This window comes from Flavobacterium sp. FlaQc-28, assembly GCF_044007415.1.
Lineage (GTDB): Bacteria > Bacteroidota > Bacteroidia > Flavobacteriales > Flavobacteriaceae > Flavobacterium.
In genome coordinates, this window is record NZ_JBIPCM010000027.1 from 1 (window position 1) to 355 (window position 355).

Genomic DNA, 355 nt, shown 5'->3' on the forward strand with positions numbered 1-355 from the left:
TTGGTATGATGCCTCAACAGGAGGAAATGTGGTAACAGCATCAACAGCGTTGACCACAAGAACTTATTACGCTGTTCTAAAAGATGCCACAACAACTTGCGAAAGTAATGTAAGGTTGGCAGTAGCGATTAGTGTTACAGATCCGGGCACACCAAATATTGGAGATACAGATCAAGATTTCTGTTTAGTTAATGAACCGACAATTGCAAGTATTAATGTAAGTCCAGTAACAGGAAATATTGTTTGGTACGATGCTTTAACAGGAGGAAATGTAGTAACAGCAGCAACAGCATTAACTACAAGAACGTATTATGCAGCCTTAAAAGATGCTACAACAACTTGTGAAAGTAATGTA

The 355-nt window shown here is 38.3% G+C and carries 1 protein-coding gene; it reads left to right on the forward strand.

Annotated features, from left to right (window positions below; translation table 11 throughout):
- The coding region (locus tag ACHRVL_RS23030; protein ID WP_395415596.1) for a hypothetical protein at positions 1-355 on the forward strand (355 nt) is incomplete at both ends.